The following is an 8,716-nucleotide window of genomic DNA, read 5'->3' on the forward strand; positions in this document are numbered from 1 at the left end:
AAATTTAATTTTTCTAAACTTCTGTAACCTTTTGATCGAGGAGATGAATGGTCTGCGGTAAACTAAGCCTTGATCCTGAGTATCACTAATCGAGAACACTCGTTTGGAGCCGTTATTCTATGTCTCATGCCGTCAAAATCTACGATACCTGCATTGGCTGCACTCAATGCGTCCGGGCTTGCCCTTTAGATGTGTTAGAGATGGTGCCCTGGGATGGCTGCAAAGCTGGTCAGATTGCCTCCTCTCCTCGCACTGAAGATTGCGTCGGTTGCAAGCGTTGCGAAACTGCCTGTCCTACTGATTTCTTGAGTATTCGAGTATATCTAGGGGCAGAAACTACCCGCAGTATGGGTCTATCTTACTAGGGAGGAGGCGACTAGCCCATTCCTATTGAGCAGGGGCACGGCGACATTAATAATCAGAGTAGTTGCTGATATATTAATGTTGCCGTGTCCCTGTTGGTTTTTTTTGACCAATAAACGAGTCACAGTAACTGAGGCAGCTTGATTGGCAAAGGCGATCGCCTCATCAAGTCCTTTTCCTTCTGAGAGTGCTACTGCTAAAGCCCCATTGAAAGTATCGCCCGCCGCCGTCGTATCCACCGCCTCGACGGGATAACTTAGAGGTCGGTAACTATCCAAACAGCACTTCCTTAACCCTTGTACAGATGCTTAACTGTTTGGTTATAGAGCAGAGAACTGGCTGCGCATTCTCTGGTATGTTCTTAAACCCTTGCCTCTAACGTAGTACCCTTCGGTACTGAGTCTGGTCAGATTTGGGCTTTGGCAAGCCCCCGCCTTTAGGCGTGGGGTTTCTGACCACAAAGCGTCCTCCTATCACGGTTTCTCCGGGAACGGGAAGACGTGGAGCTTGAACCACCATATCAGTATTGGAACTGCCAATTACCAGTATTTCCATTACTAAAGAATAGCAGATCTGATTATATTTGACTAGAAACTTAATGAAGTTTTATCATACTACAATAGACATCTCCAGAAGTAGTATTTCTGCGCAAGTCATGTCTGTGATAAATTTGTTCAGTCTGCCCTATTTTTCCTCATTATTGCGCTCAACTTACGTTCCCTCAACTTCAAAAGAATTTCCGCATGAACTTCACGAGTAATCGGATAGAAATAGGCGAGAATTAAACCGCAAATTAAGAAAAAAGTTGGGAGAGGACCTACCGCAAAACGAATAGCAAAGAGTGCTGATTCCGGTTGTTCTGGTATAGGTTGACCCGCTTTTTGAGCAATGAATCCAGCTTGATCGAGAGATACTCCCACTAACCACAAACCAACTGCTAATCCAATTTTTTGTAATAGTACCATAAAAGCATAGAAAATACCTTCCCGCCGTTGACCTGTATTTAATTCATCTAATTCAATCACATCTGGTAACATTGACCAAGGAACTAGATAAGCTGTCGCAACACCAAACCCAGCCATCACAAATAACAGGTACATCAAACCAACTTGATCTCGCTGTAAAAAGAATAGCCCTGCTTCCGCGATAATCCACAAACTCATTCCCATAAAATAAACCCCACGTTTGCCAATTCGCCGACTAACGAAATTCCAGACAAACAGCATGACTAACGCCACACCTTGCACAACTATCGCAGCAGTGAAATAGGAATCTTGGCGCATCCAGTTAATCAAAAAATAGGGAATAATCGCAGCAGTTAACTGGAAAGCCAGCCAGGAAAATAGATAAATACCGATAACATAAAGAAAGGGTTTATTAGTGAGAACAATTTTTAATTGCTCGAAAAATGGAATCGATTCCTCTGTATTTTGAGAAATATCGTTATTCTCGTCAATTTCCACATAACGAGATCCGCCAACAGCAGTGGGATCTTGAGTGCCCCAAACACACCAGTAAGTTGGCAATACCGAGAAAAGTGTACAAATAAGTGCTAAAATTAAATAGCGTTCCCCATCGTTAGGAATAAATTGAAAAATAACTTGACCTAATGCTAACGAGAAAATACTACCGCCAATGGAAAAAGCAAAGCGAAAACTGTTTAAACTAGTCCGTTCGTTGTAATCTTGAGTTAATTCTGGTGTTAGTGCAGTATAGGGTAAATTTACACCAGTAAACGCCATGTTGAATAAAATACTAACAATCGCGTAGTACCAAAACAAAAGCCACTGATTTGTTTCACTGTTATCGGAAAAGTGAGGCACAATCCACTGGAGAAAAAAGAAAATTCCAAAAGGAATAGCTGATAAGATCATCCAAGAGTGACGACGACCCCAACGAGAACGAGTTCGATCGCTTAACACCCCAACTATCGGATCGTTTACCGCATCCCAAACCTTCCCAATTAATAGTACCGTACCCGCTAGTTTCGGGTTCAACCCAGCAACATTCGTCAGAAAAATCAATAAGGAAAAAGCTAATAGGGTAGAGGTAATCCCAGCACCCATATCACCAGCACCGTAAGCGAGTTTGGTGCTGAAACTCAGCTTTTGGGGTGGGGATTCATATTCATTTGGCGCAACCGCAGAATCTTCAGGGGAATGGTTACTCATGTAGCGTCTTCACTTTTTACTCAGACTATAAATTGCTTTACTGTACCATATCCTCTGACAGTTATTATTTGCAAGTAGGGAGTGGAACAGCGGATGTAAGGATGGGGAGTAGGGAGTGGGGAGTGAGGTAAACAATCCTGTCAATCATTAAATTTTATTAATCCCGATCGGGGAGTATATTAAATAATTCTTTGATTAGAGAAAAATCTGCCAATAGCCCTCTAAACTATCCCTTAAACAAATAGATAATAAAATCATGAGAAATATCCAAAACAACAAAGCGAGCGATTTAGAACAATATAAGGAGTCTACAGTATTAGTTATAGGCGCAGGTGTAAGTGGCCTGACAACCGCAATTTGTTTGAGAGAATCGGGTTTTCGAGTTGTAATTGTAGCAGATCGTTTTACGCCAAATCTGACTTCGATTGTGGCGGGAGCATTATGGGAGTGGCCTCCAGCAGTTTGTGGCAAGCATGGCACGCCTCGCTCTCTGGAGCGCTCTAAAATCTGGTGCATGGTTGCTTATGAAAAATTTAAACAAATTCAAGCAGACTATGGCTCCGAACAAACGGGAATTTATCTAAGGGATGCCTATTTTTACTTCAAAGATACCATCGAAAATCGACCTACTGATCTTAAGAAAATAAATGAGTTGAAGGATAAAGTAGATGGCTTTGAACGAGGTTTACACATTGTTCGAGACACGATCGATCTAGGGTTCCAAGGAGGGATTAAAGATGCTTATAAGCATATGGCTCCCATGGTTGACACGGATATATACATGAAATGGCTCCTCCAATACGTCAAAGATATTGGCTGCGAAATTATTCAGGATCAAATTACTGTTAATATTTTGCAACACGAACAGGAACTTCTAAATCGCTTTGGGGCAAAGGCGATCGTCAATTGTGCTGGACTTGGCTCAATTGTCACAACAGGTGACCCATCAATGTATCCTTTGAGGGGTGCGCTTGTCAGAGTGAAAAACCTGAACGGAATTATTAGTGATGCTCATTGTATTGCCCACGATGACTCCTCAAATAACGAGCAAGATATTATCTTCATTGTGCCAAGAGGCAAAGATAATATCGTAGTTTTAGGAGGGTTAGCTCAACAAAACCAATGGGATACCAATCTCTCCCTTGACATGCCCATAATTCGGCAGATGTATGATGGTTGTCTCCAATTTTTACAGGAGTTAAGAGATCTGCCCCTGGATGAAAACGAGCCTGTGAGAACAGGATTGCGCCCCTTAACAGAAAAAAATGTATGTATTGAAAGAGTGCCAGACACGCGAGTATTCTATAACTATGGTCATGGTGGTTCAGGGGTAACTTTATCTTGGGGATGTTCAACAGAAATTGTGCGGCGCGTGGAAGAAATGCTACGGGAAGATAGTAGCTCAATTCCTTTTACGAATCAGGATATAGATGCTCAAAAACAAACGATTTTTATCCTGAATGATACTCTACCGATAAAAGCAGATCTCTCACATATTGCAACTGCGAGTCGCAATTTGGTACTCCTTTGTAGTCGGGAAGGATTGAGCAAGGTTGTCCCATCTCAGTATGAATATCTCGACCTCGTTAAAATTGTTGAACCATACAACCTGGAAAATCTCCTCCAAGTCTATCAACAAATTAAAGTAGCCTTTGGACTTGAGGATGAAAATTGTCAAATTGTCACCAATGATGAGTATTCGGTATTTCTAGCAGCTCAGATGCGCCAAGAGCTAAATATAGAAGGCGATCGCCCAACTACGATTCATCCATTTACAAACAAAAACGCTCTCAAGTTGGCTTTGAAGAATTCACAAATCCGACTTCCTAAATATTTAATTTTCGCTCCAGAGCAATACCGCAAAGCACCAGAAACCTACTTAGCCACTGCGATCGAGAAATTAGGCTTCCCAATTTTTGTTAAACCAGTTATTGGAGCTGGAAGCGAAAAAAACCCAAGAATTTATAACCTGGATGAGCTAAAAGTTTGGTGTGATACTCATGTGGATGCGAGCGAGGAATTTGAGTTAAACGAGTTTATCACTGGTCAACTCTATAATACAAGCGTTGTTATCAAAGACGGAGAGATTTGTTATTTTGCCGCTTGCAAACATTATCGACCGAATGATGAATTTCTCTATGGTTATCCCATTGGCAACATTGTTGTCCGAGAAGAAGATCCAGAATTCAATAAACTCCAACAATTTTCATTAGATATACTAAAAAGTTTAGAGGGTGGATATCCTCAATCTGGGGTACTCAATATCGACTTCTTTCTTCAGGAGGGAACAGAAGAACCTGTATTGATGGAAATAGCATCCCGTCCACCAGGGGGAGTTGTTTCCAAAATGTTCTATAGTTATCAAGGGGTTCGATTGCAAGAAATTCACCTGCAATTGCAAATGGGAGATACTCCGAAGATCAACCTCAAGCCTCGGCAAGAATGGAAGTACAGCGCCTATTCGATTTATCCGAAACAATCGGGCGTGGTAACTGAGATTGAAAAACCACTCTTTAATAGTGAGATGGAGGTTTCTTGGCACATCTACCTGGGACAAGAATTGCAGGCTGCAAAAAGTATCAAAGATGTGGCGATCGCTATTCTATTGTGTAATGATAATTTCTCTGTCTTGCAAGCAGATTATGAAGCAGCACATGCCCAGAGTTTCTACAAAGTTGAAGGTGGTTCAATCGCATCAACTCAAGTAACTGCAAGTACTGAAGAGCCAGAAGATGATCTATCTCCTCCTTCGTGTCTTAGTGTCTTAGTGGTTTGTTAAATAGTTATTCCCAAAAGTAAATAATAAATATGACAGGCGAGACACCTGTCCTACAAATAATAACCAACAACCAACAACAAATAACCAATAACTAATCTTCTAAATCTTCAGAACTAGCGATACTACCACCACTGACAGTTACTAAATCAATTTGTTGGCGATAGTAATCAACACTTTTAACTTGGACTTCTACCTTGTCGCCCAGGCGATAAGCGGTGCGATTTTTGCGACCAACCAAACAGGAATGGCGAGAGCGATACTCGTACCAGTCATCTTTAAGAGAGCTAACATGAACTAATCCTTCAACTAACAATTCTTCGATTTCAACAAAGAAACCGTAGGATTGAACGCCAGTAATTAAACCACTGAATATTTCTCCTGTACGATCTTTCATTTGTTCAGCTTTCTTTAAGCCTTGCAAATCTAACTCAGCATCCTCAGTAATTTTTTCGCGATCGTTGAGATGAGGAATTAATAAACTAATGGTTGATTCCAACTCTTGGTGCATTTCAGTAGGTAAAATATTCCAGTTAATATTACCTTTGCAACTGCTATGGTTGAGATTAACGCGCTCTTTAGAACGGGTAGTACGGCGATCGCGTCCTTCCTCAAAGATTAACATCAATATTTGTTGGACGAACAAATCTCCATAGCGCCATATTGGTGATGTGCAGTGGGTATAGGGTGTATCCAATGCCAAACCAAAGTGCATTCCGGGTTTAGAACTGTAACTTACAGGTTTTAAGGTTGATTGCAATAAATAGGTCAAGACTTTGGGGGCTATGGACTTGGTAAATACCTGAGTAAAATGCTGATAATCCTGGGAAGTAATTTCTTCTACTATCCGTTGGGGAGTTTGTGAGAATGTTGGCGCTCCAAAAAATGAACTACCTTCAGGTCCATGCAAGTCGATTTCCAGATTGTTTGCTAACTTGATTGTATCCTCTAATTGATCGACATCTGGTGCTGACTGTACGCAGTAAATTGCTGGGACTGATAGGGCTTGCAAATGGGCAGCTACTGCTTGATTTGCTAAGATTATTAATTCTGTCAATAGGGACAATAGAGGTTGGGATGAGGACACAATAATTGCACCCACTCGCCCTTCATCTTTATAAGGAGGACGAACGCGAGTAATTGCCTCTTTGCTCTCTGATAAATTCAGTTCAAAAGACCCCCGTTGCTGTCTTCTTGCCCGTATTGCCGGACTCAATGTGAAAAACAGCAAATTAAGCATATCAACTGTTGGTGCTAATTCTGGTTCAACATCTTTATTACCAACTAAAAGGGATTGTGCCTCTTCGATTGTGAATTGGCTATTGACCTGAATAATGGTGGGGTGAATCTCAAATTCTATCAATTCACCTGTTTCATCAAGGGTAAGTAATACAGAAATAGTCAATCGATCTTCACCAGGTATTAGGGAGAAGATCGACATAGCCATCTCTGGTAATAAAGGAAGAACTAAGTCCCCCAGATAAACAGTTGTACCTCGCTTTCTGGCTTCTTTATCCAAAGGCGAACCTGGTGGTATCCAAAAAGCTACATCTGTTGTATGGATACCTAGTTGCCAATGTCCATCTTTAGTTTTTACCAGGGTGAAAGCATTTTCAACATTAGGATCCGTTGGGGCACTACCTTCAATACTGATTGTTAGTAGATGTCGCAAATCGAGGCGTTTTTTGAAATCAGTTTTGCGTAACTGTTTGGGTATTGACTCGACAGCTTTTAGCACTTCCCCGATAAACTCGCGGCGCAAATCGTGCTTGCAACAGACAATATCAGTATCTTCTGCGTCTTCAGCATCAGAACCTAAAATGCTGGCAACTTTACCCAGTGGGGGTTTTGGACCGAGGGGATAACGGAGAACCTCTACATGAACCAGATGATCTACAGCCTCTTGCAGGGGAATGCTATTCTGTTTTAGGTCGAGTTCAAAGAGGAGGCGGTCATCTAGGGGAATAGCACGGTAACCTTCTTCAGTGTGCTTGACTCGCGCGAGGACAGAAGGATTTGCTCGTTCGAGAATTAACCTTACCTGTCCTTCAGGACTCCGCCGTCGGCTCCCTTCTTTGGTAATTTTAACTAAAACGCGATCGCCATTCCAAGCCGTACTCAAATGGCTCTTCTGAATATAAATATCATCTGCACCCTCAACTTCTTGGATGGCAAAGCAAAATCCTTTACTCGAACAGCGCAGTTTTGCTTCAACCACATCCTCCTCATAAACCCGACGATATCGACCTCGATCTTTTATCAAAATGCCGATTCTTTCCAGAGCATCTAGTGCAATCTGAAGTTTTTGGATATCGGCTTTATTCTGACAACCCAGTTTCTTCTCCAAAACTTTGGGAGCGACTAATTTGTCATCTGTGAAATTGGAAAGTAATGTAGCGATTGAAAATTCCATCCAACAATCCTTTTTGTCCGATCCTTATTTTGCTGCTCGTGCCCTTTTAACAATGCGCTGATGCGTTGGTGACAATACCCTGGAGAACTCTCTTCGAGAGCCTCCATTGGAGGGTGTGCATTCATTGCCTCAACTATTTGTGGCTTTGATGCCGATAGCTTTCGCCATAAACGCCACCCTTGTGACTTTGGTGCCGATAGCCTTCGCCATAAACAGCCCCTTTGTGACTTTGGTGTCAATAGACTTTGCCATGAACGGCACCAACAATTTGCCGACTGTATCGATTGTGTTCCGTTACACTCAAAGAGGTCAAAAACCCCCAGCTTAAAGATAACTAACTCAGTTAGATTAACCAGATGCCTGGAGAATTCAGCTTCTTGACACCATCGTTTCCAGGGCAATGGCACCAGTCACAGGCATCCTTGCTTACCTGGGAGGACGATCGCTCCCCTGGCAAGCTATCCTAAAATGTGGACTAAGCATAGAGTTGCCTCTTGACAAATTCACCGCTATCAAGTGAATCAGACTTGAGCTATCGAGTTTTGGAGCAACGGACTTTCACCGAAAAACGAGAGGGAAACCCCTGGCTTTTAGACACGGGGAGGAACGCGGCTGCGACTTGAGTCGCCGTCAAAATAGTGGAAATTGTCATCTTCTGGTCTGTTCTACCCATTACCGCCTTGGAGTTGCTCGACTCGGTGTACTTTTGTAATGCACTTTCAATGGGACAATTTCCATTTCAAGTTCCACAACCCTGTACGCATAATGGTTTTGCTCCATTGAGCCTCCCATGAATGGGGTAATGTTAGCCTTGACAATGTTAGAGGTCGGTAACTATCCAAACAGCACTTCCTTAACCCTTGTACAGATGCTTAACTGTTTGGTTATAGAGCAGAGAACTGGCTGCGCATTCTCTGGTATGTTCTTAAACCCTTGCCTCTAACGTAGTACCCTTCGGTACTGAGTCTGGTCAGATTTGGGCTTTGGCAAGCC

General features: G+C 42.3%; 4 protein-coding genes and 1 pseudogene. 2 read left to right on the top strand and 3 right to left on the bottom strand.

Going from position 1 to position 8,716, the window contains the following annotated elements; all coding sequences use genetic code 11:
• Positions 1–119 precede the first annotated feature (119 nt).
• Positions 120–365 (top strand): photosystem I iron-sulfur center protein PsaC, encoded by a 246-nt coding sequence (gene psaC, locus NJ959_RS21135; protein WP_254013721.1) that lies wholly within the window; start codon positions 120–122, stop codon positions 363–365.
• Here the strand turns inward: psaC and NJ959_RS21140 are convergent.
• Both NJ959_RS21140 and NJ959_RS21145 read right to left on the bottom strand, forming a co-directional pair.
• Positions 354–617, bottom strand: a pseudogene (locus NJ959_RS21140) (PfkB family carbohydrate kinase); the annotation flags it as partial. The gene psaC and the pseudogene NJ959_RS21140 sit on opposite strands and share 12 nt — an antisense overlap.
• A gap of 420 nt (positions 618–1,037) precedes the next feature.
• Positions 1,038–2,534, bottom strand: a complete 1,497-nt coding sequence (locus NJ959_RS21145) for an MFS transporter (protein ID WP_254013723.1) — start codon at positions 2,532–2,534, stop codon at positions 1,038–1,040.
• 256 nt (positions 2,535–2,790) lie between these two features.
• Here NJ959_RS21145 and NJ959_RS21150 point away from each other — a divergent pair, with 256 nt between their 5' ends.
• The gene (locus NJ959_RS21150) at positions 2,791–5,313 is read left to right on the top strand and encodes an FAD-dependent oxidoreductase (RefSeq protein ID WP_254013724.1); all 2,523 of its coding nucleotides are present in this window, start codon (positions 2,791–2,793) and stop codon (positions 5,311–5,313) included.
• Between the two features lie 91 nt (positions 5,314–5,404).
• On the opposite strand, the gene NJ959_RS21155 is transcribed toward NJ959_RS21150, so the two are convergent.
• Positions 5,405–7,723: a ribonuclease R family protein gene (locus tag NJ959_RS21155; RefSeq protein ID WP_254013725.1), complete on the bottom strand. Its 2,319-nt coding sequence runs from the start codon at positions 7,721–7,723 to the stop codon at positions 5,405–5,407.
• Positions 7,724–8,716: the final 993 nt, after the last annotated feature.

Origin of the sequence: Limnofasciculus baicalensis BBK-W-15, from assembly GCF_024178385.1 — a bacterium.
Lineage (GTDB): Bacteria > Cyanobacteriota > Cyanobacteriia > Cyanobacteriales > Coleofasciculaceae > Limnofasciculus > Limnofasciculus baicalensis.